29 protein-coding genes are annotated in these 26,218 nt (G+C 57.5%); 23 read left to right on the forward strand and 6 right to left on the reverse strand.

Annotated features, from left to right (window positions below; genetic code table 11):
- Positions 1-60: 60 nt before the first annotated feature.
- From JNO48_08000 to JNO48_08010, 3 genes are all read right to left on the reverse strand, one after another.
- Positions 61-348, reverse strand: a complete 288-nt coding sequence (locus JNO48_08000; GenBank protein QTE67155.1) for a transcriptional regulator — start codon at positions 346-348, stop codon at positions 61-63.
- Entirely contained in the window at positions 335-1,087 is a 753-nt protein-coding gene (locus JNO48_08005) for a hypothetical protein (GenBank protein ID QTE67156.1), read from the reverse strand. The genes JNO48_08000 and JNO48_08005 overlap by 14 nt, the downstream gene beginning before the upstream one ends.
- Positions 1,088-1,329: 242 nt before the next feature.
- Positions 1,330-2,271 (reverse strand): 2-oxo acid dehydrogenase subunit E2, encoded by a 942-nt coding sequence (locus tag JNO48_08010; protein ID QTE67157.1) that lies wholly within the window; start codon positions 2,269-2,271, stop codon positions 1,330-1,332.
- A gap of 297 nt (positions 2,272-2,568) precedes the next feature.
- On the opposite strand from JNO48_08010, the gene JNO48_08015 reads away from it, so the two are divergent.
- Positions 2,569-3,129, forward strand: a complete 561-nt coding sequence (locus JNO48_08015; protein ID QTE67158.1) for a Type 1 glutamine amidotransferase-like domain-containing protein — start codon at positions 2,569-2,571, stop codon at positions 3,127-3,129.
- Between the two features lie 41 nt (positions 3,130-3,170).
- Entirely contained in the window at positions 3,171-4,148 is a 978-nt protein-coding gene (locus tag JNO48_08020; GenBank protein QTE67159.1) for a glycoside hydrolase family 88 protein, read from the forward strand.
- Positions 4,149-4,180: 32 nt separating this feature from the next.
- Here JNO48_08020 and JNO48_08025 read toward each other — a convergent pair whose 3' ends face one another.
- Positions 4,181-5,686, reverse strand: a complete 1,506-nt coding sequence (locus JNO48_08025; GenBank protein QTE67160.1) for a 4Fe-4S dicluster domain-containing protein — start codon at positions 5,684-5,686, stop codon at positions 4,181-4,183.
- 323 nt (positions 5,687-6,009) lie between these two features.
- On the opposite strand from JNO48_08025, the gene JNO48_08030 reads away from it, so the two are divergent.
- Positions 6,010-6,411: an HIT domain-containing protein gene (locus tag JNO48_08030; protein ID QTE67161.1), complete on the forward strand. Its 402-nt coding sequence runs from the start codon at positions 6,010-6,012 to the stop codon at positions 6,409-6,411.
- 62 nt (positions 6,412-6,473) lie between these two features.
- Here the strand turns inward: JNO48_08030 and JNO48_08035 are convergent, their stop codons facing one another.
- Positions 6,474-7,409, reverse strand: a complete 936-nt coding sequence (locus JNO48_08035; protein QTE67162.1) for a class I SAM-dependent methyltransferase — start codon at positions 7,407-7,409, stop codon at positions 6,474-6,476.
- 246 nt (positions 7,410-7,655) lie between these two features.
- Here JNO48_08035 and JNO48_08040 point away from each other — a divergent pair, with 246 nt between their 5' ends.
- From JNO48_08040 to JNO48_08135, 20 genes are all read left to right on the forward strand, one after another.
- Positions 7,656-8,255 carry a cyclase family protein gene (locus JNO48_08040; GenBank protein QTE67163.1) on the forward strand — a complete coding sequence of 200 codons (600 nt, stop codon included), beginning with the start codon at positions 7,656-7,658 and terminating at the stop codon, positions 8,253-8,255.
- A gap of 17 nt (positions 8,256-8,272) precedes the next feature.
- Complete coding sequence (locus JNO48_08045; protein QTE67164.1) at positions 8,273-8,932, forward strand: flavin reductase family protein; 660 nt, start codon at positions 8,273-8,275, stop codon at positions 8,930-8,932.
- 26 nt (positions 8,933-8,958) lie between these two features.
- Complete coding sequence (locus tag JNO48_08050; GenBank protein ID QTE67165.1) at positions 8,959-9,417, forward strand: GNAT family N-acetyltransferase; 459 nt, start codon at positions 8,959-8,961, stop codon at positions 9,415-9,417.
- Positions 9,418-9,543: 126 nt separating this feature from the next.
- Positions 9,544-10,386: a pyridoxamine kinase gene (locus tag JNO48_08055; GenBank protein QTE67166.1), complete on the forward strand. Its 843-nt coding sequence runs from the start codon at positions 9,544-9,546 to the stop codon at positions 10,384-10,386.
- Positions 10,387-10,418: 32 nt separating this feature from the next.
- Positions 10,419-10,607, forward strand: coding sequence for a hypothetical protein (locus JNO48_08060; protein QTE67167.1), 189 nt, complete (start codon positions 10,419-10,421; stop codon positions 10,605-10,607).
- 109 nt (positions 10,608-10,716) lie between these two features.
- Positions 10,717-11,232 (forward strand): NUDIX domain-containing protein, encoded by a 516-nt coding sequence (locus JNO48_08065; protein ID QTE67168.1) that lies wholly within the window; start codon positions 10,717-10,719, stop codon positions 11,230-11,232.
- Positions 11,233-11,735: 503 nt separating this feature from the next.
- A complete protein-coding gene (locus JNO48_08070) occupies positions 11,736-13,256 on the forward strand; it encodes an aminotransferase class I/II-fold pyridoxal phosphate-dependent enzyme (protein ID QTE67169.1) in 1,521 nt (506 codons plus the stop codon).
- Positions 13,205-14,059: a polyamine aminopropyltransferase gene (gene speE, locus JNO48_08075; protein QTE67170.1), complete on the forward strand. Its 855-nt coding sequence runs from the start codon at positions 13,205-13,207 to the stop codon at positions 14,057-14,059. The genes JNO48_08070 and speE overlap by 52 nt, the downstream gene beginning before the upstream one ends.
- Entirely contained in the window at positions 14,056-14,910 is an 855-nt protein-coding gene (gene speB, locus JNO48_08080) for an agmatinase (GenBank protein ID QTE67171.1), read from the forward strand. The genes speE and speB overlap by 4 nt, the downstream gene beginning before the upstream one ends.
- A 24-nt stretch (positions 14,911-14,934) precedes the next feature.
- Positions 14,935-16,194 (forward strand): saccharopine dehydrogenase family protein, encoded by a 1,260-nt coding sequence (locus JNO48_08085; GenBank protein QTE67172.1) that lies wholly within the window; start codon positions 14,935-14,937, stop codon positions 16,192-16,194.
- Positions 16,194-17,402 (forward strand): carboxynorspermidine decarboxylase, encoded by a 1,209-nt coding sequence (gene nspC / locus JNO48_08090; protein ID QTE67173.1) that lies wholly within the window; start codon positions 16,194-16,196, stop codon positions 17,400-17,402. The genes JNO48_08085 and nspC overlap by 1 nt, the downstream gene beginning before the upstream one ends.
- A gap of 134 nt (positions 17,403-17,536) precedes the next feature.
- The gene (locus tag JNO48_08095; GenBank protein QTE67174.1) at positions 17,537-18,199 is read left to right on the forward strand and encodes a nucleoside deaminase; all 663 of its coding nucleotides are present in this window, start codon (positions 17,537-17,539) and stop codon (positions 18,197-18,199) included.
- A complete protein-coding gene (locus tag JNO48_08100) occupies positions 18,180-18,827 on the forward strand; it encodes an NUDIX hydrolase (GenBank protein QTE69718.1) in 648 nt (215 codons plus the stop codon). The genes JNO48_08095 and JNO48_08100 overlap by 20 nt, the downstream gene beginning before the upstream one ends.
- A gap of 45 nt (positions 18,828-18,872) precedes the next feature.
- Positions 18,873-19,616 (forward strand): GNAT family N-acetyltransferase, encoded by a 744-nt coding sequence (locus tag JNO48_08105; GenBank protein ID QTE67175.1) that lies wholly within the window; start codon positions 18,873-18,875, stop codon positions 19,614-19,616.
- 132 nt (positions 19,617-19,748) lie between these two features.
- Entirely contained in the window at positions 19,749-21,305 is a 1,557-nt protein-coding gene (locus JNO48_08110; protein QTE67176.1) for a hypothetical protein, read from the forward strand.
- A gap of 117 nt (positions 21,306-21,422) precedes the next feature.
- The gene (locus JNO48_08115; protein ID QTE69719.1) at positions 21,423-22,073 is read left to right on the forward strand and encodes a DUF4298 domain-containing protein; all 651 of its coding nucleotides are present in this window, start codon (positions 21,423-21,425) and stop codon (positions 22,071-22,073) included.
- A 168-nt stretch (positions 22,074-22,241) separates the two neighbouring features.
- Positions 22,242-23,054 (forward strand): AAA family ATPase, encoded by an 813-nt coding sequence (locus JNO48_08120; GenBank protein ID QTE67177.1) that lies wholly within the window; start codon positions 22,242-22,244, stop codon positions 23,052-23,054.
- A gap of 5 nt (positions 23,055-23,059) precedes the next feature.
- Positions 23,060-23,932: a radical SAM protein gene (locus tag JNO48_08125; protein QTE67178.1), complete on the forward strand. Its 873-nt coding sequence runs from the start codon at positions 23,060-23,062 to the stop codon at positions 23,930-23,932.
- 187 nt (positions 23,933-24,119) lie between these two features.
- Positions 24,120-24,824 carry a diguanylate cyclase gene (locus tag JNO48_08130; GenBank protein QTE67179.1) on the forward strand — a complete coding sequence of 235 codons (705 nt, stop codon included), beginning with the start codon at positions 24,120-24,122 and terminating at the stop codon, positions 24,822-24,824.
- 157 nt (positions 24,825-24,981) lie between these two features.
- Complete coding sequence (locus tag JNO48_08135; protein ID QTE67180.1) at positions 24,982-25,755, forward strand: esterase; 774 nt, start codon at positions 24,982-24,984, stop codon at positions 25,753-25,755.
- Between the two features lie 9 nt (positions 25,756-25,764).
- Here JNO48_08135 and JNO48_08140 read toward each other — a convergent pair whose 3' ends face one another.
- A complete protein-coding gene (locus JNO48_08140; protein ID QTE67181.1) occupies positions 25,765-26,205 on the reverse strand; it encodes a helix-turn-helix domain-containing protein in 441 nt (146 codons plus the stop codon).
- Between the last annotated feature and the right edge of the window lie 13 nt (positions 26,206-26,218).

Genomic DNA, 26,218 nt, shown 5'->3' on the forward strand with positions numbered 1-26,218 from the left:
AGCATGTTTCTCTTTCAATTCCAATTATTTCATAGTAATGGGTTTTGACGGAATGATCTGTCAATTGCCGGTGAGGATGCTGTTCAGGAGTTCGACATACTGCCGGAAACTGTCCCGGCCAAGCGGTGTCAGTTCACAGGTGGTCAGCGGTTTTTTGCCGGAAAACTCCTTGCGGACAATAATATAGCCCGCATCCGTAAGCTTGCTGATCTGGACACTGAGATTGCCGTCGGTTGCTCCGGTCAGATGTTTCAACGCAGTGAACGAAAGGGGCTGTTTGATTAGTCCGCTGACGATCATCAGCCGAAGTTTCGACTGGAACATCTCCGGGATATTATTCATCTCCATAGACAGACCCTCTCTGCTTTTTCATGGAAAAGATACCCATGCCGATATACACGAATGGGAGCAAAAGGGAGATTAGATTCGCTTTCGCGGTCAGAAATGCATACAGCTGAACCGCAGTTGTGGTTCCATTGAGGTCCACAGCGGTGACATAAGGCAGCGGAATGATAAACAGAACGGGAAACAGAACAGAGAGTACAGCAGCGATAATCTTCATGATCCGGCTGCTGATATAGTGGCCGGTAAAGAAAATGCAGATACATACGGCACCGTATTTCATGCAGCTGAGGACTGTGTTCCCGATTGCTGGATTCGAGGATGGGACAGCCAGCCCGATGAGCTGCGTGATGAGCTCCAGGACAACCGGAGCGAAAAGTATTACACCCCACATATCAAACAGACGCATGGTATATACATTCTCGCTCTTTCCGATTTCCCTGCGTTTGCGTATAAACAGGACGAAGAGCACGATACTGACAACATACGACAGGCCTGTCAGGATAAGGGACAGGGTGGCGACGTTCTCCAGGCGGGATGTACGGGCGGTATAAAAGGTGAGAACGATCTGGAATACCAGGAAGGCGAGCGTGGCTGAACCATATACCAGGAAGAGCCAGCCGAGGCGGCGCAGATTGATTTCCGTATGGTTGATAATGCGCTTGATGAGCGCAATATCCTCCATGGCGGTTTTGATGTTTTCCTCACTGCGCTGGTTTTCGGAAGCAGGTATCTGCTGTGTCATACTCATTTCTCCTTTGGAATGGATTCGGAAATCCGGTGGTGTTTTCCGGATGCTTTATAATATAAAGTACTTTATAACAGATGTCAACCCTTCTTTCCGGTTCTTTCAAAAAGATTTCAAATCCCGGCAGTTTGACAGTTAAAAAACCCTGTAGTCATAACGGCTGCAAGGTTTTTTAACTGTCATAATTTGAATGTTTGTGTGTAAAGAACTGCCTGATTATATTGCCCGGGACCTTTGTTTCAGCTCCCGGAATTGCCGGGTTTCAGCGTTTCCGGGTTTTTGTTTCCTAAATCATGCTTTACGGAAACTTTGGGGACATGGTATTCCACGCCCTGGTCAAAGCGCACTTCTTCCGGCGGAACCTCCAACTCTTCCGGATGATCCATGAAATGAATGACGTCGAAAAAGAAGCCCGCGTAGTGCGCGCCGGAGCAGACCCGTTCATCCGCCGTGATGCCGATGGGCAGGATGCGCTTCATCCGGGCTTTTCCGTCCTCCACAACCGCTTCCTTCTGGATGCTGCCCATGCCGAAGAACAGGCTGACATTGCCGAAGTTATAGATGTGGTGCAGGGGGTTGTGCAGCCCGATGGAACCGTTGTTGGTAATAAACAGTCCGCTGTAGAAAGGAAGCTCGCGGATCAGCACGGGCGGCGCGATTCCGTAACGGTCCAGCAGGCGGACCAGTCCGACCACCGTTGTGGCCAGGCCGGGTACAGCCAGCAACGCGCTGGCCAGCTTGATGACAAACCCGCCCTCTTTTGTGCTCCGGCTCTTTTCCACTGCCGCGTTCATGCGGTCCCGGACGTCGAAAATCGTGTCGGTCAGGTCAAAGAGGATGCGGACCGTATCCTCGTTGCTGTGGATGTCCTGCGGGTTTTTCAGGACCGTATAGGAAATGGAGCAGTTGTTCCGCGCAAAGAACTGCTTGTTGAAGATAAACCGGTTAACTTCCGGATTGCGGCTGACAGCACGGACGTAGGCGGCTGCCAGGATCTGCATGAAGGTGATCTTCTGGCCTTCCCGGCTTTTCTGGGCGATATACCGGCTCAACTTCTCATAGTCCGCCTTGTGATCCAGGAACACCTGCGCGTCGCAGCGCATCGGCATGAGGTAGGGGGTCATCTGAATAATGGGATCCAGCTTCTTCACTCGTTTTCCGTCAGGTCTGCGTCCGAACATGGAAAGGGCCTCCTTTTAAATTAATCGTCCTGATGAGACAGGAGTTTTACTGAGAACAAATTAACAGATGACGGCTTCGGCCTGAAGACCGTAATTCTGTGCATAAATATACAATTCGTCAAAGGGCGGGGGACTCCTGTCAGAAGGATCCTTTCATCTGCGGGGAATGCTTCCGGCCGGCAGGATCCGGCGTATTTGCCCTTTATTTGTAGAAAACATGTTTGTTCCCCTTTTCTTTCTCCGGTCCGGCAAGTAAAATGCAGATACAGAAAATCGCACATACAGGAGGAGTAAACCATGCGCCTGATGCTGACATCCTGCGGACTGGAAACGGAAAAGATCAAAGGATACTTCCTGGAGATGTTGGGGAAGGATCCCTGCCATGCCAAAGCGCTTTTTATCCCGACCGCCGCGATTGACGCGGATGCTGTCGAAGTGCTGCCGAAATGCATGCATGACCTGCTGAAATGCGGCTTTCCGAAGGAAAACATCCGGGTATATGACCTGCATGCCGATATGCCGGCGGACGAGCTTGGCACTTTTGACGTGGTTTATTTCTGCGGCGGAAGAACCTCCTACCTGCTGGAGCGGATCAATGATTCCGGTTTCCGGGGAACGCTGCTGAACTATATCCGGGAGGACGGATTTGTGATCGGGGTCAGCGCGGGGAGTATCATTTTCGCGAACAACCTGCCCGGCAATCTGGGTTTTATTGATACAAAGCTGGATGTCCACTGCGACAGGAGCAGTTTTGCCGGCCGGGTCACATTCCCGCTGGCGGACAACCTGAAACTTTCGAATACAGCGGCGATGCTGATCCGGAATATCCCGGATGATACGGAAATCATTGATGACTGATGATACGGGGACCGGAAGAAGGCGGAACGGAGCGGATCTGTATGCCGAATGAAATCACGAAGGTTATTCAGTGCATGCTGGCCATGCAGCGGTATCCATGGGAACAGGGAGTCTGCGCCCAGGCTCTGCTGGAAGCCGGGCGGGAAGAACTCTGGATTCCGATGGCGTATGATGCCATCCGGCGCCAGTCCCCGGACGGGCGGCTCGCGATGGCCGGCGGCGGTCCGGCGGTTTCCGATCCGGCGGCAAACGGAGAGGTCTGCCTCCGTGCCTGGCAGCGGACCGGCAATCCGTTTTTCCTGGACGGCGCGCAGCGCATGCTGGACTACCTGGATCATTCCGCGCCGCGTACGGCGGACGGAATCATCTGCCATAATGACGTTTCCTTTGAGGCGGGCTTTTCTGCCGCCCAGCTATGGATTGACGGGCTGTATATGGTTCCGCCGTTCCTGGCGGTGATGGGCCGGATTGAAGATGCCGCGGAACAGGTCCGGGGTTATATCCGGCATCTCTTTGATGAGGAAACCGGCCTTTTCTTCCACATTGTGGATACGGCAGGCGGAAGGTTTGTCCGCAGAAAGCACTGGGCGACCGGAAACGGCTGGGCCCTGATGGGCCTTGCCCGGATAACCGAAGCGGCCGGGGAAGCCGACCGCCTGGAGATCCGGGATGAGATGTCCGGTTTCCTGAACCGGCTGCTGGATTCCATGCTTGCGTACCAGGCAGCGGACGGGCGCTTTCACGATATCCTGGATGACCCGGAAAGCTTTATGGACGGCACTTCTTCCGCCATGATGGCGGCAACGGTCTTCCGGGGAATCCTGCACGGATATGTCAGCAGGGAATACCGGGACGCGGCGGAGGCCGCTTACCGGACCGTGATGGAAAAAACAGACGGGATTGGCCTGGTCCGTGAAGTATGCGGATGCCCGGATTTCGTCTCTGAGGGAACGTCAGCAGAAGCCCAGGCGGCCCTGGTGATGGCGGATGCCTGGCGCAGAAAGCTGAATATGGAATAACCGGGCGGTATCCGCCCGGTTATCTGCTTCGGTCAGTCTTTCTTTTGAAACGGGGATACGGAAGGATCCAGGTGCCCGTCCCGGAACATGGAGAACTGATCCATCGGGTAATTCTTCAGGTTTTCCAGGATCTGCCGTCCGTCCGCCCGGCTCAGCAGCTCCTTCCGGTCACGCAGGACCTGCGCTTCCGCCTGGTGCTTGGAGGGACCGCCGATACAGCCGCCGGGGCACATCATGCCTTCGACAAAATCCTCCTGCAGTTTTCCGGCCTTGAGCAGCATCATGGCCTTTTTGCATTCATCCCCGCCGGAGCACTGCAGCAGTCTGATATCGGAAGGATCTTCGCCCAGCTCTTTCATCACCTGCAGGACCGCTGCGGCCACGCCGCCGCTGCCGGCAAACTGCTTGCCGAAAAGGGAGGCTTCCTGGTAGGATTCCTCCACCGGTTCGGGGGTGATTTCCCGGGAATCCAGCATGGCAACAATCTCGCCGTAGGTCAGCGCGTAATCCGGCCGGTCCGCGATGAACTCATTCAGGGTTTCTCCCTTCTTGGCGATGCACGGCCCGATAAACACGGTGACGCAGTCCGGGTCCCGGTGCTTCAGGTACCGGGATACCGCGACCATCGGGCTGACCGTGTTGGACTTGTATTTCTGGTATTCTTCCGGGAAATGGTGGCGCAGCATGGAGATAAACGCGGGGCAGCAGGAGGTGGTCATCTTGCGGCCTTCTTTTCTGGCTTCGATCCACTCCAGCGCCTCATACGCGGCCGTCATATCACCGCCGAGGCCGACTTCCACCATGTCCGCGAAGCCCAGCTTTTTCAGGGCCGCGCGGATGGAAGCCATGGATACATCCTTGCCGAACTGGCCTTCCGTGGCAGGCGCGCACATGGCATAGACTTTTTTTCCGCTTTTGATTTCCCGGATGATATCCACCGCGTAGATCCGGGAACCGATCGCGCCGAAGGGACAGCTGTGGATGCAGTGGCCGCAGTGGACGCATTTCTCATCGTCAATCATGCACAGCCCGTTTTCGGTATATGTGATGGCGCCGACCGGGCACGCCTTTTTGCAGGGCCTTTCCGTATGAACAATCGCGCCGTAGGGGCAGGATTTTGCGCACATGCCGCAGGACTTGCACTTGGACGGATCAATATGCATGCGGGTATCGCCGGGGGTGATGGCGCCGAAACGGCATGCGTTCAGGCAGGCCTTTCCCAGGCAGAAACGGCAGATATCCGTGATCATGTAATCCTGGATCGGGCAGTCATCGCAGGCGGCGGGGATAACGGCCACCACATTGCGGGATTCGCTGTTCACATCCGGATTCTGTCCCATGGCCAGGCGGACCCGCCCGCGGACGATCTCGCGTTCCTTGTAGATACAGCACCGGTACTGGGGCTGCGGGCCAGGAATGATCTCCAGTACCAGCCGCTCACAGTTATCCGTTGTCAGCTTGTCTTCCCATGCCAGGCGGCATACCTCCCGCAGGATATGGTGCTTTAATTCCACAATGCCCTTATCGTTTGTAATCATTCCCAAGACTCCTTCTGGACTATTCGGTTTTTGTAGTAAGAAAGTGCCGGGACAGTGCCCATCTGCATTTATTATACCCAAAAAAGCGCAGAACGGCAATCCCGGTCCGGAAAGGATTCCTTCGCCCAAATGACGAAATACTTACCAGGGAGGAAGCGGAGGAACATATGGATAAGCAGTATGATCCTTTGTCGGAGCCGGAGAAGGAGGAAACCCCGCAGGACCGGGAGGAAGAGCCGATCCTGATCAGTACGGATGACTTTTACGACCTGCTGATGGAGCAGCAGGAGCAGATGTAATATCATGAAACGGAGAAGAACGAGATGGACGGTTGCATTTTCTGCCGGATTGCGTCCGGTGAGATTACCGGCCTGAGGGTATACGAGGATGAGGCCACCCTGGCGTTCATGGATGTCGCGAAGGATGTGGATGGGCATATCCTGGTGATTCCGAAGGCACACTGCAAAAAAATCCTGGACTGCGAGCCGGAGACACTGGATGCCATTTTCCGGACGGTGCGGAAGGTGTCGCAGCACCTGGTTTCCGACTGCGGGTATGAGGGGGTCAACCTGCTCAATGCCAGCGGCGAATGCGCCGGACAGTCGATTCCGCATTTCCACATTCACATCATTCCCCGGAAAGGCGGGGACGGGATTGACGCCTGGCCGGAGTTTGCCGGTGCAAAGGAAGACCTCCAGGCGGTATATGACCGGGTGAAGATGTAAAAACACAGGGAAGTGGAAAAAAGGACGGCCCCGGATATGCGGGGACCGTCCTTTTGGGTTGCTTATACGATTTCTCCCCGTGCAAAGAGGTTGTCCTTGCCCATTCCACAGACATAGGGACTGCGGTCATACAGGTAGCAGAATTCCAGGAAATCCTTTTTCTGTGCGGGGTCGTTCATGATTTTCACCAGGATCTCATTGGGAATGGTCCGGGCGAAAGCCCCCGGGCCGGCCAGGGAGATCTCCCGGACCCCGTTTTCGGCCAGGATCCGCTCCAGCTCGTCCGGCATGAAATGATAGGTAATGCTCCATGGCGCCTCGCCCCGGTCATAGGCAGCCCGGGCTTTCTCCACATCCCCCATGAGCCCGGTTTCCAGTGTTTCCAGCAGGGATTTCTTCCGGAAGGAAAAATCCCGGATCATCTGCTCCCGGCTGTTCAGACACCACTGGACCCATCCGTCCGGACTGCTCCGGTCCAGGATGAACTGGTTCTTCTGGATGGGATTGGCCAGGTAGGGGAGCGCTCCCAGGCGGCTGGAAACGCTGAGCATGATGCGCTTTTTCGCGATGCGCACCAGTTCCCGGATGGTTTTCTCCTGCTGCGGATACGTATAGGAGACCGGCGCGTCAAAGGAGATCACCAGGTCAAAGCTCCGGTCCGCATAAGCGGAAAGATCCTCCAGGGCACCCTGCACAAAGGTGATCCGGTCCAGGACGCCGGCGGCTTCGGCCAGCTCCCGGGCCTTGTCAATCATGGGCCGGGAAATGTCGAAATGGGTGACCTGCAATCCCTGCCGGGCCAGCAGGATGGAAAAGCGGCCGCACCCGGCGCCGCCGTCAAACACCGTGTGAATCCCGTCCAGGTGATCCAGGAGCTCATGCTCGATATGGCTTTTCTGCACGATGTCGTCAATAAAGGTCTGCTCGCGTTCTGCTTCCCGTTCTCCCTTGTCGGGAAGGTTCCACATCCTTTCGGAAATCCGGGTGCTGTAATCCATTGTTCTTCCTCCTTCCGGTGTGCCATAAACGAAAACGCCCCAAATAATACCCCTCCGGGCACTATCTGCGGCGTCGCTCAAAACGTACATCACACACAAACTGTACTCAATATATCATAAATGCGGGGCTTGTCAAGCGGATGGCCGGACCCGGTGAAAAAAACTTCTGTTCCCCTTTCTTCCGCGTGGCGCTCATGGTAAGATGAAGCAGGTAAAACCAGGCCGTTCCGGCAGGAGGGAAGACGCATGAAGATCTATGATATTTCCCAGGAGGTTTTCGGCTGCGCGGTGTTCCCCGGGGATCCGCATCCGGAAAGGGAAATCAAACTGAGAATCAGCGAAGGCGCCATGTGCAACCTGAGCGCTTTCAGCATGTGCGCGCACAACGGCACCCATGTGGATGCGCCGCTGCATTTTATCGACGGAACGGAAAGCGTTGACCGGGTGGATCTGGACAAGTTCATCGGGTATGCCTATGTGGCGGAGCATGACGGTCCGGTCCGGGCGGAGGACGCGGAGCGGATCCTGGAAACGGCTGCGGCGTTTGATCCCCGGGCCGCGGAAAGGATCCTGGTCAAGGGGAAAGCCACCGTTACGGCGGAAGCAGCCCGGGTTTTTGCGGGCCGGGGGATCAAACTGTTCGGAAATGAATCCCAGACGGTCGGCCCGGAGGATGCGCCAATGGAAGTGCACCTGATTATGCTCGGGGCAAAGGTCGTCCTGCTGGAGGGCATCCGCCTGGGGCATGTGCCGGAAGGGGTATATGTCCTGCACGCGGCGCCGCTGAACCTGGGCGGCGCGGAAGGCGCGCCCTGCCGGGCAACGCTGATCAGCACCGATCTGTGAAGAAGGGGAGTTTTCAGATGAAATACGCATACCGGGAAATGCCGGAAAACCTGAAAGGAACTTATGCCGATATCTCCAGGAACTGGGGCTTCTGCTGGAAGGAATTTGTGATGAGTGTGCCGTCGCCGCTGTTCCTGGTAACCACCTATAAATCGAACGGCCTGCCGAATGCGAGCATGCAGTCCTGGTCCACGTTCACCTGCGCAAACCGCGGCAGCGGTTACTACGCGCTCCTTGGCAGCGTGAACAAAAACGGCCATCTGTACCGGACACTGCAGGAAACAAAGGAAGCCGTGATCAATTTCATGTCGGCGGAAGCACATGCCGCCTGTATGGCTACCATCCACAACAATGAATTTGATAAAGATGAGATTGCCGCATCCGGGCTGACCGCGGAGAAGGCGGACTGGGTGAATGCTCCGACGGTAAAGGAATGCTTTATGAACCTGGAATGCCGGTATGTATGGGAGAAGGAAATCGTACCGGGGGATGACCATGTGATAATCTGCCTGGAAGTGCTGGGCGGACACATTGATGAGGAGCACCTGGCGGACCGGATCGGCGAAAACGGCCTCCTGTACAATATCCACTACCAGATGAATCCCGAGCATCCCGGGAAAACGGGGCATGATTACGCGGCGGTTCTGCAGCGGAAAGTCGATGTCGGGGAATACTGAATTCAATCGGAAGGCAGCAGGAAAGAATGATCAGCAGGGCAAAGCCTGAACAGGCCGGGGAGATCCACGACGTTGTGGTTTCCACGATATCGGAGATTTACCCGAAGTATTACACCAAAGAAGTGGTGGAGTTTTTCATCGGTTACCACAGCCCGGAACGGATCCGGGAGGACATTTCAGCCGGAAAAGTATATATCGCCGAAGAGAACGGCAGGATCGCCGGCACCGGGACGATTAACGGGGACAATATCGAGCGGGTATATGTGCGGCCGGAGTACCGGGGAAAAGGAATCGGCTCCGCCCTCATGGATTATATGGAAGGCGAGATCCTGAAGGACCATGAGGCGGTGGTGGTGGAATCCTCCCTGCCGGCCGGAGAGTTCTACCGGAAACGGAAATATATCCAGGTAAAGCATATGGACTATCCCGTCGAAAACGGGAAGATCCTGTGCTATGAGGTGATGCGGAAAACGGGGAAACCGTAAACTGGCCCTATTCTTTTTTCATATTCTGGCTATTTCGTGAAGACCACTTTCGGTTTATACTTCCTTCCTGAAAGCGGTTGTACCGCGGCTGTGCGCATGCGCACAGGAGACAGGGGGAAGAAACACATGAAACGGATACTGACCATTCAGGATATCTCCTGCTTCGGGAAATGTTCCCTGACGGTGGCGCTGCCGCTGCTGTCTGCCATGGGAATTGAAACGGCGATCCTGCCGACCGCTGTGCTCAGCACGCACACGCTGTTCAAGGGCTTCACCTGCAAGGACCTTTCCGACCAGCTGGTGCCCATCACCGACCACTGGAAGCGGGAGGGGATCACTTTCGACGCGATCTATACCGGATACCTGGGCACGGAAGAGGAAATCGACACGGTGATCGGCATCATCCGGGAATTCCGGAATGAGAACACCCTGGTGATCGTGGATCCGGCGATGGGGGACAACGGCCGGCTGTATGCCGCCTTTGACGAGCACTACGCGAAAAAGAACGCGGATCTCTGCGCGGTGGCGGACATCATTGACCCGAACATTACGGAAGCCGCCTTCATGACCGGGCTGCCGTACCGGGAGGAATATTCTGAAGACTATATCCGGGAGATGCTGCTGGCGCTGGCGAAGCTCGGAACGAAAACGCCGATCCTCACCGGGGTTTCCCTGGGGGAAGGCAAAACCGGCGCGATGGGGTATGATTCCGAAACGAAGACGTTCTTCAACTACCAGAACGACCGGGTTCCGGCGGCGTACCACGGGACGGGGGATATCTTCTCCAGCGTCCTGGCCGGCGCGTTTGTGCTGGGGATCAGCCGGGCAGAGGCCCTGAAGATCGCCGCGGACTACACAGCGCTGACCATTGCGGAAACGCTGAAGAACCCGGGGAACCCCTGGTACGGGGTGGACTTTGAGGCCACCATTCCGGCACTGGCGGATATGCTGAAGCAGGCCGGGAAATAACCGTTTTTCACGGATGGAAAGGAAGATATGGAATGGACGGGCAGGCGCCGGAGCAGGCACAGATGACACCGGAGGAAAAGAAACGGGAGCTGTACCGGAAGCAGAAGGAGCTGCTGGACACATTCCTTTCGCACGGCGCGATCAGCCGCGCGCAGTATGACAAGTCGCTCGGCGACCTGACGGTGAAGATGGGCTTCGGCCCGGAAACACCCGGACCGTAAAGCGGTATATGGCATGAAGGGCATCCCGGAGCGGGGTGCCCTTTCCTTTTCCTGCCGCTTCATGGTAAGATGAATCCCGGAGACCGTTCCAAAAAGGAGGAATGCATGCATGGACAGCTGGGTGGAAACGAAGCAGCTTCCGGTGCACTTTGTATCGGCCGCGGGGCTGGTATGGAAGGACGGCAAGGTCCTGCTGATCCGCTCGCAGCGGCGGGGATGGGAGATCCCCGGCGGCGTGGTGGAGCAGGGGGAAATTATCCTGGACGGCCTGAAGCGGGAGATCCGGGAGGAAAGCGGCGTGGAAGCCGAACCGCGGTGCCTGGGCGGCATCTACCAGCGGCTGAACCTGAAGCCGGGATTCGGCCCGCTGGAGGGAATGATGATCCCGACCACGGTGAATCTGTTTTTTGTCTGCGATTATGTCGCCGGAACGCCAGGCCCGTCCGAAGAGGCCCTGGAGGCGGGATGGTTCACGCCGGAGGAAGCGCGGGAGCGGGTGACTTCCCCGCACATCCGGAAGGCGCTGACGGATATGCTGGACTGTGACGGGAAGGTGTCTTTCAGCGCGTTCATCCGGAATGAGGACGGATCCAATACCCAGGTCAGCGAGGAATATATCGGATAACGCGCGGCGGCCGATGTTTTTTTGCCGTATCCCCTTGACGGGGAAAGGGAATATGATATCATATTGCCAATGCTCCCCGGGAGAGGCGGGGAGAAGGAATATTAAGACAAGGTGACCTGTCATCAGCGTCTTAAGCAATTTACGGGACCACTCCGAAAAGGAGTCAAGGCCATACGGACAGCCGGGTCCACTGCCGATGGGCGGTTTCCGCCCCTATTGATTGAGTTAAAAGCTCAGTTTTATAAGTTGGTTACTTTATAACCGAAATGCGTAATCTGCGCAAACTTGTGAAATGGTCAATAAGAGTAGTAAAAGTAAGTATTGCTATATAGACTCTGTATGCCGAGCACCACAGATATTCCGTTCCGGACCTCTTTACCGTGCCATGGCGGGGCAAGGGAGAATGCCCGTATGCTGAAGGACGGTACAGGAACCTGGTTTTATGTGGACTGATACGCAAGTTGTGAGATTACAGCTTGCGTTTTTTGTTTGAGGTGGAGGAAATGGGGAAGTACTTGTACGACCAGTCCCGGGCGCCGATCTATGAGGCGCTGGAGCGCTTCCGCGGGATGCGGGTGGTGCCCTTTGACGTGCCGGGACACAAGCATGGCAAGGGCAATCCGGAGCTGACGGCTTTCCTGGGAGAGAAGTGCGTCGGCGTGGACGTGAACAGCATGAAGCCGCTGGACAACCTGTGCCATCCGGTATCGGTGATCCGGGAGGCGGAGGTCCTGGCCGCGGACGCCTTCGGCGCGGCAAATGCCTTCCTGATGGTGGGCGGAACCACCAGCTCGGTGCAGAGCATGGTGCTCTCCTGCTGTAAGCGGGGGGACAAGATCATCCTGCCGCGAAACGTGCACCGCAGCGTGATCAATGCCCTGGTGCTGTGCGGCGCCGTGCCGGTGTATGTGAACCCGGACGTGGACCGGCAACTGGGCATCTCCCTGGGCATGAGTGTGGAGCAGGTGCGGAAGGCGATCCGGGAGAACCCGGACGCGGTGGCCGTGCTGGTGAACAATCCGACGTATTACGGCGTCTGCAGCGACCTGCGGACGATTGTGAAGCTGGCGCATGAGGCCGACATGATGTGCCTGGCGGACGAGGCCCACGGAACGCACTTCTATTTCGGCGACGGCATGCCCGTGACTGCCATGGAAGCGGGGGCGGACATGGCTGCGGTTTCCATGCACAAGAGCGGCGGAAGCCTTACCCAGTCCAGCCTGCTGCTGACCGGGAAGCGTGTGAACGCCGGGCATGTGCGGCAGATCATTAACCTGACGCAGACCACCTCCGGCAGTTACCTGCTGATGTCCAGCCTGGATATCAGCCGGCGGAACCTGGCGCAGCGCGGCAAAACCGTGTTCCGCAAAGTGGCGGAGATGGCGGAATACGCCCGGGAGGAAATCAATGCGGTCGGCGGGTACTACGCCTACGGCCGGGAGCTGATCAACGGGGATTCCATCTTTGATTTTGACCCCACCAAGCTGAGCGTGCATACGCGGAACATCGGCCTGGCGGGCATCGAGGTATATGATATCCTGCGGGATGAGTATGATATCCAGATCGAGTTCGGGGATATCGGCAACATCCTGGCGTACCTGTCCATCGGCGACCGGATGCAGGAGCTGGAGCGGCTGGTGTGCGCGCTGGCGGAGATCAAGCGGCGGTATATGAAAGACCCCAACGGCCTGCTGAGCCAGGAATATATCGCGCCTGAGGTGGTGTACAGCCCGCAGGACGCGTTCTACGCCGACAAGAAGAGCGTCCCGCTGGCGGAAAGCGCCGGGTATATCTGCAGTGAGTTTGTGATGTGCTACCCGCCGGGAATCCCGATCCTGGCGCCCGGCGAGCGGATTACCGGGGAAATCCTGGACTATATCGTCTACGCCAAGGCGAAGGGATGCTCCCTGACAGGCCCGGAGGATCCGAACATTGAGCATATCAACATCATCCGGGAGGAGGCGAAGAGCACATGGAACTCTGGTTCAGTGAATGCCACGCTCCGGACGTCAAGCATAGCCTGAGGGTGAACCGCCACCTGTATTCCGGGAAGAGCGAGTACCAGCAGATCGATATCTTCGATACCCCGGAATTCGGGCGGGTGCTGGCCCTGGACGGCAATGTGATGCTGACGGAGCGGGACGAGTTTATCTACGACGAAATGATCACGCACATCCCGATGTCCGTCCATAAGAACGTAAAGGATATCCTGGTGATCGGCGCCGGGGACGGCGGCGTGGTGAAGGAGCTGACCCGGTATGATACCGTGGAGCGGATCGACCTGGTGGAGATGGACGGCCAGGTGATCGAGGCCTGCCGGACCTACCTGCCGGAGAACGCGTGCAAGCTGGATGACAGCCGGGTACACATTTACTTTGACAACGCGCTCCGGTTTATCCGCCGGTGCACGGATGAGTACGACCTGATCATCGTGGACTCCAATGATCCCTTCGGTCCCTCCGAGGGCTACTTCACCCGGGAGTTTTACGGTATCTGCTACAACGCCCTGCACGAGGACGGCATCATGGTGAACCAGCAGGGCAGCCCGTTCTACAAGCATGACGCGGAAGCCATGCAGCGGAGCCACAAGCGGATCGTGAACACCTTCCCGATCAGCCGGGTGTACCAGGCGCATATCCCGACCTACGCGGCGGGCTACTGGCTGTTCGGCTTCGCGAGCAAGAAGTACCATCCGATCGATGATTTCGATGAGGAGCACTGGAAGAGCCTGCACCTGAGCACGAAGTACTACACGACGAAGCTGCACATCGGCTCGTTTTACCTGCCGGCCTACCTGGAGAAGATGCTGGAGGAGGTGGAAGCATGAAGAAGAACATTGAAACCTTTATAGGCTGCGACGCAGATTACGAAAGCGCGAAGATCGCGGTGTTCGGCGCACCCTTTGATTCCACCACCAGTTTCCGGCCCGGCGCGCGGTTCGGCTCTTCCGCCATCCGCCACGAAAGCTTCGGCCTGGAAACCTACAGCCCCTACCAGGATAAGGACCTGGCGGATATCCGGGTGTTTGACTGCGGGGACCTGGAGCTGTGCTTCGGCTCGGCGGAAGCGGCTCTGCGGGACATTGAGGAAAAGGCCGGGGAAATCCTGGCGGACGGCAAGCTGCCGTTCCTTATCGGCGGGGAGCATCTGGTGACCCTGGGCGCAGTGCGGGCGGCGGTCCGGAAATACCCGGACCTGCACATCATCCACTTTGATGCACACGCGGACCTGCGGGATGACTACCTGGGTGCGCAGCTCAGCCACGCCTGCGTGATGCGGCGGTGCCACGAGCTGACCGGCGACGGGCGGATCCACCAGTTCTGCATCCGCAGCGGGGAGAAGGCGGAGTTCACCTTTGCCGCAGCGCATACGGACATACATAAGTTCACCTTTGACGGCCTGGAGGAGCTGGCCGGGAAACTGGCGGCGGAGAACACGCCGGTGTATCTGACGGTGGACCTGGACTGCCTGGATCCGTCCCTCTTCTGCGGAACGGGCACGCCGGAAGCCGGCGGCGTCCGGTTCACGGAGCTGCTGGAGGCAATCCTGGAAGTCAGCAAAACCAACATTGTGGGCGCGGACGTGAACGAACTGGCGCCCATGCTGGACGCCAGCGGCGCGTCCACGGCGGCGGCCTGCAAAGTCGTGCGGGAAATGCTGCTGGCAATTTACAGATAAGAACAGAAAACGGAGGATAAAGATATGAGCAGGGTACTGGTAATCGGATGCGGCGGGGTGGCCAGTGTGGCCATCCGGAAGTGCTGCCAGGCGGATGATGTGTTTACGGAGCTGTGCATTGCCAGCCGGACGAAGTCCAAGTGCGACGCGCTGGCGGCGTCCCTGGTGGGAAAGACGAAAACGAAAATCACCACCGCGCAGGTGGACGCGGACGACGTGGAACAGCTGAAGGCGCTGATCAACGGTTATAAGCCGGACCTGGTGATGAACATCGCGCTGCCGTACCAGGATCTCACGATCATGGATGCGTGCCTGGCCTGCGGCGTGAACTATATGGATACCGCGAATTATGAGCCCGAGGATACGGACGATCCGGAATGGCGCGCCATCTATGAGAAACGGTGCAAAGAGAAGGGTTTCTCCGCCTATTTCGACTACAGCTGGCAGTGGGCGTACCGCGAAAAGTTTGAGCAGGCCGGCCTGACCGCCCTGCTGGGCTGCGGCTTTGACCCCGGCGTCACGCAGGCATACTGCGCCTATGCGAAGAAGCATGAGTTCGACACCATCGACACCATCGACATCCTGGACTGCAACGGCGGCGACCACGGCTATGCCTTCGCTACCAACTTCAACCCGGAGGTTAACCTGCGGGAGGTGTCCGCGCCGGGCAGCTATATGGAAAACGGCAGATGGGTGGAAATCCCCGCGATGAGCATCAAGCGGGAATATGACTTCGAGGACGTGGGGCCGAAGGATATGTACCTGCTGCATCATGAGGAGATCGAGTCCCTGGCTGTGAACATCCCGGAGGTGAAGCGGATCCGCTTCTTCATGACCTTCGGGCAGAGCTACCTCACGCATATGCGCTGCCTGGAGAACGTGGGCATGCTTTCCACCACGCCCGTGAACTTCGAGGGCCATGAGATCGTGCCGATCAAATTCCTGAAGGCGCTGCTGCCAGATCCGGCCAGCCTGGGCCCGCGGACCCACGGCAAGACCAACATCGGCTGCATTTTCACCGGGAAAAAGGACGGGCAGGAAAAGAAATACTACATCTACAACGTCTGCGACCACCAGGAATGCTACCGCGAGGTGGAAAGCCAGGCGATCAGCTACACCACGGGTGTTCCGGCCATGTGCGGCGCGATGATGCTGCTGACGGGCAAGTGGAACAAGCCCGGTGTGTACACCGTGGAAGAGTTTGATCCCGATCCCTTCCTGGACGCGCTGGACCGCTTCGGCCTGCCCCGCCGGGAGAACTGGAATCCGGTGCTGGTGGACTGATGGAAAACAAAGAAGTATTCAAAGGCCTGGCCGGCCGGAACGCGCCGGCATGCTTCGCCCCGCTCCGGACGCCGTGCTATATTGTGGATGAGAAGCGCCTGGAGGAAAACGGGGAAATCCTGGCCGCGGTGGCGGAGCATACCGGGTGTCGGATCCTGCTGGCCCAGAAGGCGTTTTCCAATTATGATTTCTATCCACTGCTGGCGCCGTACCTGGCGGGCACCGAGGCCAGCGGCCTGTATGAAGCCCGGCTGGGCGCGGAGGAAATGCCCGGGAAAGAGGTGCACGTTTTCTGCGCCGCCTACCGGGAGGACGAGTTTGAAGAACTGCTCCGGTATGCGGACCATATCGTGTTCAATTCCGTGAACCAGCTCCGGCAGTTCGGGAAAACGGCCCGGGAAGCCGGAAAGAGCGTCGGGCTCCGGATCAACCCGGAATGCTCCACCCAGGAAGGCCATGCGATCTATGATCCCTGCGCGCCGGGCAGCCGCCTGGGCGTCACGCGGGAAGTATGGAACCGGGAGATGACGGACGACCTGCTGAGCCTGCTGGACGGATTGCATTTCCACACCCTTTGTGAGCAGGACGCGGACGCGCTGGAAACTACCCTCGCGGCAGCGGAAATCCGCTTCGGCGACGTGCTGCCCCGGATGAAATGGCTGAACATGGGCGGCGGGCACCATATCACCCGGGAGGATTATGATATTCCCCGGCTGGAAAACCTGCTCCGCCGCACCCGGGAAAAGTGGAACCTGCAGGTATACCTGGAGCCCGGGGAAGCCGTGGCGCTGAACGCGGGATACCTGGTTGCCACCGTGCTGGACGTAACGGAAAACAGCGGTATCCGGACCGCGGTTCTGGATGCCAGCGCGGCCTGCCATATGCCGGATGTGATCGAAATGCCCTATACCCCGCCGCTGCTGAACGGGGAGGCGGAGGGCCCGGAGACCGGCCGGTTCCGGCTGGCCGGCCCGACCTGCCTGGCGGGTGACGTCATCGGGGAATACAGCCTGGATGCGGAACCCCGGCCGGGGGACCGCCTGGTGTTCGGCGATATGGCGATCTACACCACCTGCAAGAACAATACGTTCAACGGAATGCCCCTGCCGGACATCTATGCCATGAACCGGGACGGGGAATTCACGAAGCTGACCGGATTTGGCTATGAAGATTTCAAAGGAAGGCTCGGCAGCGGAAAAAGGGAATAAACCGGAAAGACACCGGCAGGCCGGATATCCAGGCGCCATGATTTATGATACAATCGGGTGGAAACGGAATCTGTGCCTGCCGGTTTTTGATATCCGGCGGAATACCGGATCCGGAGTATCCCGGAGGTTATGATATGAAGTATTCGGATCTCAGCCATATCTGGAAGGAAATATATCAGGCGGAATGGGAGTCGGTATGCCGCGGCAGCAAAGCGATTGCCGCGATGATCACGGATGAAAACGGGGAGATTATTTCGTCGGGCAGGAACCGGATTGCGGAACAGGACATCCTGAATCCGCGGGTCCTGCACGCGGAAGTCGAAGCGGTCCGCGGCCTGGATGTCGCGAAGTATCCGTTTGTCAAATCCTATACGCTGTACGCGGCGCTGGAACCGTGCCCGATGTGCCTCGGAACGCTGGTGATGGGCGGAATCCGGAACCTGGTGGTCGGCGCCCGCGATGATCACGGCGGTGCGGTTGAGCTCCTGGAAAAAAGCGCGTTCCTGGCATCCAAGCATGTCCGGGTGACCTGGATGCCGCAGGAATACGGAGACGTCCAGCGGGGCCTGCAGGCTATCCGGGAGCTGCTGTTCAATGATGAACCGGACCGGCTTGCGAGGATGCTGGCCGACTTTTCGGTTTATAACGGCCGGGGAGTCCGGGCGGCCCGGAAGATGGTGGAATCCGGAATGTTCCGGGAGAAAGAACCCCGGGATTATGATGCTTCGTTTGTTTTTGACCGCCTGTGTGAACTGATTGCGGAGGGAGATGCGGATGATGAACCGGGAAATCAATAAGGAAAAGATCGAAACGCTGTATGAAAACCGGTTTCTGAAATGCTTTGACCTGCAGTACGCGGAGGGAAAGCATTATTATGTGGCTTCGCGGCGCGGGAAGGAAGACCTGGTCGCGAAGAAGGCGGACGATGAATTTCGCTCCATGCTGCCGGATGCCGTCACCATTGCGGTGGTGCTGCACCTGCCGGGGAATGAGACGTGCCTGCTGATGTCCTATGAATACCGCTATCCGGTGGGGCAGTTCCTGCTCAGCCCGGTGGCCGGCCTGCTGGATCCGGAGGACCGCGCGGCGGAAGATCCCCTGGTGACCGCGGCGGTCCGGGAGATCCGGGAGGAGTGCGGCCTGCAGGTGAAGGATACCGACCGGGTGTATGTGCTTAACCCGTGTGCGTTCTCCACGCCCGGCATGACGGACGAGAGCAACGCCTTCCTGTGCGCCGAAATCACGCTGGACAGCCTGGACGGCCTGAACCAGAACGGCGCGGAGGGCTCCGAGCTGTTTGACGGCTTTGAGCTGCTGGATCGGGAGCAGACCCTGGAAATTTTCCGGACCGGCCGGGACAAACACGGCAATTTCTTCTCGCTGGCCGCATGGATGGTGCTCGGCATCTTCCTGTCCCGGTTCTGATTCCGGGAAAGCGCATACAGATCGGGAAACAAGGGGATATGGAAGATGGAAGCAATGGAAATCCGGGCGCTGGAGGAGATGGCGGCCAACGCCCATGTGGCACTGAACGTGATGCAGTATGATGGGTGGCTGCTGCGGTTTTCCGCGGGACATACCAACCGGGCCAATTCGGTCAGCGTGCTGTATCCTTCTACAATCAATACTGATGAAAAGATCGGATACTGCGAGCGGCAGTACCGCGCGCAAGGCCTGCCGTGCGTATTCAAGCTGACGGATGCGGACGGGGAACTCGGCGCGCTGCTGGAGAAGCGGGGATACGGGATCGTTACGCCGACCGATGTGATGATCCTGGACCAGCCGGAAATGGAAATGCCGGATGGGGAGATCACCTTCACTGACCTGCCGGCGGAGGAATGGCTCCGCGCTTATTTTGACTTCGAAGGGCTCACCGATCTGGCCCGGCGGGATATATTCCGCCGGATGCTGGAGAAGGTGCTGGTCCGGACCCGCTATGCGGCCCTGAAGCTGGACGGCCGGATCATTGCCTGCGCCTCGTCCGCAGCGGAGCGGGGGTATGCGCTGCTGCAGAATATTGTGGTGGATCCGGAATACCGGGGCCGCGGTTTCGGCCGGACGATCTGCCGCGCGCTGCTTGCGGAGGCGGCGGGGGCCGGAACCGGGCATGCGTACCTGCAGGTGGTGCAGTCCAACATACCGGCCATGCGGCTGTATGAAAGCCTGGGATTCCGGAAGGTATATACCTACCGGTACCTGAAACAGGGGACCTGACTGCTGCACTGCAGAGGAATGAAAAATATTTCCATTAATTTGTATAAAACGGGGAATACAAAACAACGCTGCATCGTATATAATAGCAGGGACGGACAAATGTCCCTGATGACCGACTGAGGAGGAAGGAAAATGATGAAGCGCTGTCTGTTGTTTGTTGTAATGACCGTGATTCTGCTGGCTGCCTGTGTCTGCACCGTGTACGCAGAGGAACAGCTTCCGGCGGAAATCCGTGATAGTCTGTCCGGTGTAACGATTACCGATGCCGATTATGTGGGCGGGAAAGCGGAAGAGAGCGCCTGGTTTGTGCTGGGCCGCACCGGAAACGGAACCAATACCCTGTACTGCTTCACCCTGAAGAACGGCAAATGGGCGAAAAGCTTTTCCACCAACAAGGCTGTTCCGCAGGGAAAGAAAGCGGTCAGTATCTATGTGATCGACCAGTACCAGGATGCCGCGACGGACAAAAAGGTCAAAGGCCCGGTGCTGATCATCAACCAGGAGGAGGAGCACGGCGAGTATTCCGATCTGATTACCGCTTACCAGCGTTCTTCCAAAGGGACCTGGAACCTGTTCCGGATCCTGGGTTATGCTGATTTCGAGAGCATGGAAATCGGCGACGGATATATCACCTATTACAAGGATCCGGATGAAGCACGCGTGAAGGGAACCGTCCGCGGGACGTTCCAGCGGGATCTCCGGTATATCAACCTGTCTTCCTTCCCGAAGACCTACAAGCAGGCCCAGCAGAAGCTGACCGTGGCGCCGGATATGCCCCGGGGATCCGAGCTGGAGGCGACCGAGGTCAAGTTCACGGGCGGAAAGAACTATGAGGTGTATTCCGCGCCGGATAAGAACTCCATCCGGGGCGGAAACGGCAAGGCCAAGGTTTCCACTAACGGCTGGATCCAGGTGTTCGGCCGGGAAGGCAGCTGGATCCTGATCCAGTACTCCATTGACAGCGACCATTACCGCTTCGGCTATATTGACGCGGCTTCCCTGCCGAAGAAGACCAGTGTGAGCAGCCTGGACTTCCACCGCATCAGCGCGATGGCCGGCACCCGCGTCAGCGTAACGGATGACCCGCTGTATTCCCGCAGTGTGCTGACCACCCTGGAGGCCGGAACGGAAATTACCTGGCTGGCCACCGTGGGCGACTGGGCATATATCGAAGGAGCGAATTATCGCGGCTTTATCCCGGTATCCGCAGTTGCCTTCCCGGAACCGGCGGGACAGGAGAACTTTGAAGTTTTCACGGGAAGCGACGGGGAAAAGTATGACCTCTTTGAGGTAAAGAAGCTTTTCTATGACGCGAACCACAAGGTGTACGCGGTGTACGGCACCTATGAGCGGGTGGCGGAGGATGATGAATGCTACTACGGAAAGCTGGCGCAGGACGGCAGCTTCACCTATGTGCTTGCGCCGGATTTCACAGCGGACATGATGAATCCTGAAACGATGGATCCCCTGGATTCCAATTTACCGGTGAAAGATCTTTACGCGTGGTATATTGACGCGTATCTGGGAGGAGAAGCGCCGGCAAACGGCGAACTGGTCTTCCAGTGCGACATTCCGGCGGACCAGCTGGAAACCACGCAGGCGGACTTCTGGTTTGTCACCACACGCATCCGCCTGAATGCCGCGAATGAAATTGAACACATGGAATACTATTACGTGCCGTGGAACTGACAGGGATGATTCCGGATCAGTTTCCCGGCGGGAAGGATACCGGATCGGATGAACAGGGAAGAACGGATTGCGCGCTATGAGCAGATGCTGGACCGGGCAGCCGCCGCGGCCCGGCAGATGGAGGAGGCGCGGGAAGCCTTTGAAAGCGTCCGGGGAGACCTGGCGGAGCTGGAAAAGTATTATACCGGCCCGGAATGGAAAGAAGACTTTGAAGCCGATGAAGCAGGACTGCTGCCTCCCGGCCTGAAGCGCGGTGTACTGTCGGAGGACGGGATCAGCGATGTGCTGGACACCTTCCGGGAATTGCGGACCCGGCGGGTGCGGACGTCGGCCAAGGCGCTGGTGATCAAAGAAGGGCGGATGCTGGCCATTAAACTGCGGGACGCGGACGGCGTGTTCTATATCATGCCCGGCGGCGGACAGCACGCGGGCGAGCTGCTGCCGGACGCGGTGGAACGGGAGGTCGCGGAAGAGGCGGGCATCCGGGTGAAGGCCGGGGACGCCGTGCTGGTGATTGAAGGCGCGGAGGGTGAACCGGACCACCGGGTGGACATCGTCTTCCGGTGTGAGTATATCGGGCCGTGCGACGCTGAAGCCCAGTATGACTGGAACCAGATCGGCACCGAATGGCTGCCGCTGGATACGCTGAACCGGGCGCCCCTGTATCCCTCAAAGCTGAGAAGGGCGATCATGAATCTGGCGCAGGGGAAGGGAAACCCGGTTTATCTCGGCAATGAGAATGCCGGCGATCCGGAAATAACGGACTGACCATTGCAAGGAGGCGGAAGCCTCCTTTTTCTTTGCCCGGAAAACGTTTGTTCCCCTTTCTATTCAGGGAGTTCCATAGTAAAATGATTTATCAGAAGAAATGAAAGGGGGATCGGTTTGTACCTGAGCGCGTTTTACTTTCCGGGAGAAGAAGCAGAATCTGATTTCATGTTCGGGCTGAAAACCACTTATGACCAGTCCGTTTATCCGTACGGCATCCTGCCGAAAGTCGGATTGAATGAAATCCTTTTCCGGCCGGTAACCATCCTCTACGGCGGGAACGGAAGCGGAAAAAGCACCGCCCTGAATGTGATTGCCGAAAAGCTGCGCCTTACGCGGAACAGCGCGTATAACCGCTCCCGCTTCTTTGAGAATTTTGTGGACCGTTGCTCGGTAACGCTGGAGGAAGCGGTTCCGAAAAACAGCCGCATCATTACCAGCGATGACGTTTTCGATATGATGCTGGATATCCGTACCATCAATGAGGGCATCGACCGGAAACGCTCAGATCTTTCAGATGAATATTTCAGCCTGAAGCATGAGAAGTTTCAGCTCAAATCACTGGACGACCTGGAACACCTGCAGAAGATCAACCAGGCAAGGAGCAAAACCCTGAGCCGGTTTGTGGCCAAAGAATCCGGGGACAGCATCCGGGAACGGTCCAACGGGGAAAACGCGCTGATATTCTTCCAGGGCAAGATTGAAATGGATACCCTCTGCCTGCTGGACGAACCGGAGAACAGCCTGAGCCCGGAGAACCAGATGATCCTCGCGGATTTCCTGATGGATTCCGTGCGGTACTGCGGCAACCAGCTGGTCATCAGCACCCATTCCCCGTTCCTGCTGGCGTTCCCGGGGGCGAAAATCATCAACCTGGATGATCATTCCCGGGTGGCGGACAGCTGGACGCAGCTGAAGAACCCGCGGGTTTACTATGAGTTTTTCAAAAAGCACGCAGATGAGTTTGAACAGGAGCAGTAACGCAGATGCATTTTGTGGATGCGAAGGGAATCCTGACCGGCGGAAAGGGCCGCTACGGGATGAATATCTACCGCGGGTGCTCCCACGGGTGTATTTACTGTGACAGCCGCAGCCGGTGCTACCAGTTTACCCACGCGTTTGAGGATATCGAGGTAAAGCGGAACGCGCCGGAACTGCTGGAGCAGGCCCTGCGCTCCAAACGGGAAAAGTGCATGATCGGAACAGGATCCATGTCGGATCCGTACATGCACTGCGAGGAAAAGCTCGGCCTGACGCGGCAATGCCTGGAGATTATCTGCCGATACGGGTTCGGCGCAGCGGTGCAGACCAAATCCGACCGGATCCTGCGGGATATCGATCTCCTGGAGGAGATCAACCGGAAAGCCAAATGCGTGGTCCAGGTCACACTGACCACCTGGGACGATCAGCTGTGCGGGATCCTGGAACCGAATGTGTGCAATACCCGGCGGCGCGTGGAAGTGCTGGAGGAGATGCGGAAACGCGGGATTCCCACGGTTGTGTGGCTCACACCCATCCTTCCGTTCATCAACGACACGGAGGAAAACGTCCGGGCCATCCTGGAGGCCTGCGCGCAGGTACAGGTGAAAGGAATCATCTGCTTCGACATGGGGCTGACCCTTCGGGAAGGGGACCGGGAATACTATTACGCGGCGCTGGACCGGCACTTCCCCGGACTGAAGGAGAAGTATATCCGCACCTACGGGAATGCCTATGAGCTTCCCAGCCCGGACAGCGCAAAGCTGATGAACCTGTTCCGGTCCTTCTGCCGGGAGCACGGCATCCTGTACCGGCCGGATGACTGCTTCAGCTATATGCAGGAGTTTCCGGAAAAGTATCAGCAGATCTCATTTCTGTAATCAGTGAAAGTTACACAGGCCGCCGGTTTTCCGGCGGCTTGTTTCTGTCCGGAACGACGGGAAACAAAGGTTTTCCGCTTTTTTTGTTTTTGGGGGTTGACATGACAGGATAATCGTGATAATAATATGTCACAGATATTATTTCAGAAATAATATATTAGGACGAATATCGAAAGGAGAATGAAAAATGAAGCAGGAAAGCAAAAAGTGGCCGATCACAGTGGAGGACCACCAGGAACAGGGACGGATTCACGCGGAGAAGCAGAGCGCAGTCAATGCCGCGCTGAAGTTCCCCACGGGCAGCGCATTCGACGAGGACCTGGGAGAAATCCTGGCGTCCGATGCCGAGGCAAACGGCGAGGTGGTGGCCATCGCGCTGATCGACTGCGACAAGTTCGACCATATCAATAAGGATTTCAGCCGGGAAGCGGGAGACAATGTGCTGATCAGCGCCGGCGGATATATCCGGGATAACCTGCCGGAAGGCGCAAAGGTTTATCGGATCGGCGGGGATGAATTCGGCATCATTTTCCGCGGAACAATGGAGCGGGAGGAAATCTTCCTGTTCCTGAACGACCTGAAGAACAACTACAGCGTTGCCACGCCGGACGGCGTGCGGCAGACGGTCACCATCGGCATGGCAACCGCTTTTGAGGATGCCAGCCGCTGCGCGGAGCTGGTCCGGAAGGCGGACGGTGCGCTGTTCCGGGCCAAGGTGGCCGGCGGAAACAAGGTGGCCATGGCGAAGGAGGAGAAGATGGTTCCCAAGACCAGCCACTTCACCCAGGACCAGCTGCAGCGCCTGGCCAAGCTGGCGAAGCGGGAAGGCGTGGGGGAGGCGATCCTCCTGCGGGAAGCGGTGGATCTTCTGCTGAAGAAATATGACATCTGATCCGATATGACACTGACCGGCCCGGCGGGAATCCGCCGGGCTGAATTTATGCCTGTATGGAAAGAAAGCCATGCTTGCAAAGCGGACGGTTCATGGTACAATAAAACCCGGAAAAACTTCCGGAAAGAAAACCGAATACCGGGAAAGGAAGAGAAAGATGGCATATCTTCGGATTGAATACTATTCCCAGGCACTGCACCGGACAACCGCGTTTGAGATGCTGGTTCCCAATGACCCGCGGGAGGGAATGCCGGAACCTTCACAGCCGATGAAAACCCTGTTCCTGCTGCACGGGTATACGGGAAAGGCGGGCAACTGGGTGCCGGAAGACCTACCGGTGAAATACAATTTCGCGATCGTGATGCCGAACGCGGAGAACTCCTTCTACCTGGACGGGCTCTCCTCCGGCCACGCGTTCCAGACAATGGTGGGCGTTGAGCTGGTGGACTATGTCCGGAAGACGTTCGGCCTGGCGGAACGGCCGGAGGATACCTATATCGCGGGCCTTTCCATGGGCGGCTTCGGCGCACTGCATACCGGCCTGGCGTATCCGGACCGGTTCGGTAAAATCGGAGCCCTTTCCTCAGCGCTGATTGTGCATGAGGTGGCCACGATGAAGCCCGGGCAGGGCAACGCTGTCGCGAATTATGAATACTACCGCGAGTGCTTCGGCGATCCGGCCACCGCGGCGGAACGGGACTGCAACCCCGAACTGCTGGCCCGGAAGCTGAAGGCGGATGGGAAAACGATTCCCGGGATCTATATGGCCTGCGGAACGGAGGACTTCCTGATCGAGAACAACCGGGCATTCCACCGGTTCCTCGTGAATGAAGAAATCCCCCATGAATATCATGAGGGAAAGGGAATCCACGATATGGTGTTCTGGACGGAACACATCCGGAACGCGGTGGAATGGATGTTCGATTCCTGACGGGCGGGATTATTCATCGTCCGGTTTTGCGGTCATCTGCTGCCGGATGGCATTGGCGAGATTCATAAAGCCGCTGGCTTTCATGATGGCCAGGCCCTGGCCTTCGTCCCCCAGGACGACAAGCTGGTCGCCGGGGGAGATGTCAAAGATCTTCCGGGCCCGGGCCGGGATGATAATTTGTCCCTTGTCACCGACGGAAACAATCCCGAACAGGTGCTTCCCCTTGGGCGGTGTGTAAAGGTTCATATTGGTTTCGGATTCAAAGCTGACCAGCATATCGAGGGAAACGTCGAAAAGCTGCGCCAGCTTTTGTCCTGTTTCCAGGTCGGGCATGGAATCGCCGGCTTCCCACTTGGCAACGGCCTGGCGGGTGACGCCGACCTTTTCGGCGACTGCTTCCTGGGTCAGGCGGCGGGCTTTCCGGAGATGGATCAGGTTTTCACTGAACATGGGGTTCCTCCTT

The organism is Clostridiales bacterium (assembly GCA_017569285.1).
In the GTDB taxonomy this organism is placed as follows: domain Bacteria; phylum Bacillota; class Clostridia; order Christensenellales; family Aristaeellaceae; genus Aristaeella.

Excerpts from the sequence above, each read along its gene's own strand:
- JNO48_08025 (QTE67160.1), bottom strand. The coding sequence starts at position 5,686 with ATGATTACAAACGATAAGGGCATTGTGGAATTAAAGCACCATATCCTG.
- JNO48_08085 (QTE67172.1), top strand. The coding sequence starts at position 14,935 with ATGAGCAGGGTACTGGTAATCGGATGCGGCGGGGTGGCCAGTGTGGCC.
- JNO48_08030 (QTE67161.1), top strand. The coding sequence starts at position 6,010 with ATGGACGGTTGCATTTTCTGCCGGATTGCGTCCGGTGAGATTACCGGC.
- JNO48_08110 (QTE67176.1), top strand. The coding sequence starts at position 19,749 with ATGATGAAGCGCTGTCTGTTGTTTGTTGTAATGACCGTGATTCTGCTG.
- JNO48_08115 (QTE69719.1), top strand. The coding sequence starts at position 21,423 with ATGGAGGAGGCGCGGGAAGCCTTTGAAAGCGTCCGGGGAGACCTGGCG.
- speB (QTE67171.1), top strand. The coding sequence starts at position 14,056 with ATGAAGAAGAACATTGAAACCTTTATAGGCTGCGACGCAGATTACGAA.
- JNO48_08055 (QTE67166.1), top strand. The coding sequence starts at position 9,544 with ATGAAACGGATACTGACCATTCAGGATATCTCCTGCTTCGGGAAATGT.
- JNO48_08105 (QTE67175.1), top strand. The coding sequence starts at position 18,873 with ATGGAAGCAATGGAAATCCGGGCGCTGGAGGAGATGGCGGCCAACGCC.
- JNO48_08005 (QTE67156.1), bottom strand. The coding sequence starts at position 1,087 with ATGACACAGCAGATACCTGCTTCCGAAAACCAGCGCAGTGAGGAAAAC.
- JNO48_08120 (QTE67177.1), top strand. The coding sequence starts at position 22,242 with ATGTTCGGGCTGAAAACCACTTATGACCAGTCCGTTTATCCGTACGGC.
- JNO48_08045 (QTE67164.1), top strand. The coding sequence starts at position 8,273 with ATGAAATACGCATACCGGGAAATGCCGGAAAACCTGAAAGGAACTTAT.
- speE (QTE67170.1), top strand. The coding sequence starts at position 13,205 with ATGGAACTCTGGTTCAGTGAATGCCACGCTCCGGACGTCAAGCATAGC.
- JNO48_08015 (QTE67158.1), top strand. The coding sequence starts at position 2,569 with ATGCGCCTGATGCTGACATCCTGCGGACTGGAAACGGAAAAGATCAAA.
- JNO48_08000 (QTE67155.1), bottom strand. The coding sequence starts at position 348 with ATGGAGATGAATAATATCCCGGAGATGTTCCAGTCGAAACTTCGGCTG.
- JNO48_08035 (QTE67162.1), bottom strand. The coding sequence starts at position 7,409 with ATGGATTACAGCACCCGGATTTCCGAAAGGATGTGGAACCTTCCCGAC.
- JNO48_08040 (QTE67163.1), top strand. The coding sequence starts at position 7,656 with ATGAAGATCTATGATATTTCCCAGGAGGTTTTCGGCTGCGCGGTGTTC.
- JNO48_08095 (QTE67174.1), top strand. The coding sequence starts at position 17,537 with ATGAAGTATTCGGATCTCAGCCATATCTGGAAGGAAATATATCAGGCG.
- JNO48_08130 (QTE67179.1), top strand. The coding sequence starts at position 24,120 with ATGAAGCAGGAAAGCAAAAAGTGGCCGATCACAGTGGAGGACCACCAG.
- JNO48_08070 (QTE67169.1), top strand. The coding sequence starts at position 11,736 with ATGGGGAAGTACTTGTACGACCAGTCCCGGGCGCCGATCTATGAGGCG.
- JNO48_08135 (QTE67180.1), top strand. The coding sequence starts at position 24,982 with ATGGCATATCTTCGGATTGAATACTATTCCCAGGCACTGCACCGGACA.
- JNO48_08065 (QTE67168.1), top strand. The coding sequence starts at position 10,717 with ATGGACAGCTGGGTGGAAACGAAGCAGCTTCCGGTGCACTTTGTATCG.
- JNO48_08010 (QTE67157.1), bottom strand. The coding sequence starts at position 2,271 with ATGTTCGGACGCAGACCTGACGGAAAACGAGTGAAGAAGCTGGATCCC.
- JNO48_08020 (QTE67159.1), top strand. The coding sequence starts at position 3,171 with ATGCCGAATGAAATCACGAAGGTTATTCAGTGCATGCTGGCCATGCAG.
- JNO48_08140 (QTE67181.1), bottom strand. The coding sequence starts at position 26,205 with ATGTTCAGTGAAAACCTGATCCATCTCCGGAAAGCCCGCCGCCTGACC.
- JNO48_08060 (QTE67167.1), top strand. The coding sequence starts at position 10,419 with ATGGACGGGCAGGCGCCGGAGCAGGCACAGATGACACCGGAGGAAAAG.
- JNO48_08050 (QTE67165.1), top strand. The coding sequence starts at position 8,959 with ATGATCAGCAGGGCAAAGCCTGAACAGGCCGGGGAGATCCACGACGTT.
- JNO48_08125 (QTE67178.1), top strand. The coding sequence starts at position 23,060 with ATGCATTTTGTGGATGCGAAGGGAATCCTGACCGGCGGAAAGGGCCGC.
- nspC (QTE67173.1), top strand. The coding sequence starts at position 16,194 with ATGGAAAACAAAGAAGTATTCAAAGGCCTGGCCGGCCGGAACGCGCCG.
- JNO48_08100 (QTE69718.1), top strand. The coding sequence starts at position 18,180 with ATGAACCGGGAAATCAATAAGGAAAAGATCGAAACGCTGTATGAAAAC.